The 1,282-nt window shown below is 69.0% G+C and carries 1 protein-coding gene; it reads left to right on the top strand.

All coding sequences use genetic code 11. The features are described from left to right. Positions 1–880, top strand: an 880-nt coding sequence (locus tag ACL03I_RS39320) for an AMP-binding protein (RefSeq protein ID WP_412808643.1), incomplete at its 5' end; no start/stop codon positions are given. Positions 881–1,282 lie beyond the last annotated feature (402 nt).

The following is a 1,282-nucleotide window of genomic DNA, read 5'->3' as shown; positions in this document are numbered from 1 at the left end:
GCGGATGGCGGCCGCGGCGGAGTCGGTGAGCGTCGAACCGCCCACGGCTACCGCGGGCACGGCGCTGACCCAGGCGCTGGCGGCGGCGGTCGAGGACGACCCGGAGGGGCCCGCCGTGGTCGCCGGTGAGAACGCGCTGTCGTACCAAGATCTCGACGCCCGCTCTTCGCGTTTGGCGCGGGTGCTCATCGCGCGGGGCTGCGGTCCCGGCGCGGGTGTCGGAATGCGCTTGGATCGCGGCATGGAAGCGGTCATCGCGACCTGGGCCGTCCTCAAAACAGGCGCCGCCGTCGTCCCCGTCGACACCCTCGACACCGCACTGCCCGACGACCTCCAAACCAAAGTCGGCCTCACCCTCGGTGATCCACCCACCGGCACCCTCGACTGGCTCGCCCTCGACGACCCCGCCGTCATCGCCGAGATCGCCGCCGAATCACCCCGCCTGGTCACCTACGCACACCGCACCCGGGCGCTGCGCGGCACCGACCCGGCGTTCGTCGGCGCGCAAGTGCTCAGCTACGACGACTTGGCCACGGCGGCCGGACGGCTGCGCGCCCGCACCGAGCTGACCTTCGAATCGCGCACCTTCCAGCACGGCAGTCCGCAGTCGCCCGCCGCGCTGATCGAGGTGGTCGCCGCGGGATCGGTGGGCGCGTCGGTGGTGCTGGTCGGCGCGGACGGCGCGCTGACGGAGTCGCTGGCCGACGAGTGGGTAACCCATCTGGTGACCGATCGGACCGGGCTGGACGCCCTCGACCCGACGGCCCTGGAAGATTTGCACGCTGTGGTGCTGGACAATGGTGTCGGCGCCGTACCGGCGGGGCCGTGGGCCGATGTGGCCGCTATCGTCGAGTTCGCCGAGCTGCTCGGTAGCGAGTGAATTGATTCGCGGCCGGACACGAGCCGCCAGTTGTGTGACCATGGACACAGCTGGTTGGTTTGGAGTATCAGGGTGTCCGCTGGAAATGTGTCATGGACGTGTTCTTACAGGCAGGATGTGCAGAGTTTTCATGTTTCGCTTGTCGGGGAATAGTCTGCCGGCTCAGGGATGGGGGACCAGGGACGAAGCGGGGCTCGCGTGACGCGGCCCGCGCGGGTGCGGCCCACACGCACCCGGCGACCTAGAGTCACTACCCTTCCGCAACTGATGGCAACCGCCGTCGAGGCGAATCCGACCGGTACCGCGGTCGTGTTCGCCGACGCGGTCAGCTCACGCGGACAACTCACCTACGCGGAACTCGACGCCGAATCCACGCGTTTGGCGCGTTTGTTGATCGATCGT

The organism is Nocardia sichangensis, from assembly GCF_047200615.1.
GTDB classification, from domain to species: Bacteria; Actinomycetota; Actinomycetes; order Mycobacteriales; family Mycobacteriaceae; genus Nocardia; species Nocardia sichangensis.
The sequence above is the reverse complement of the archived record's forward strand: the minus strand, read 5'-3'. Positions and strand labels throughout refer to the sequence as shown.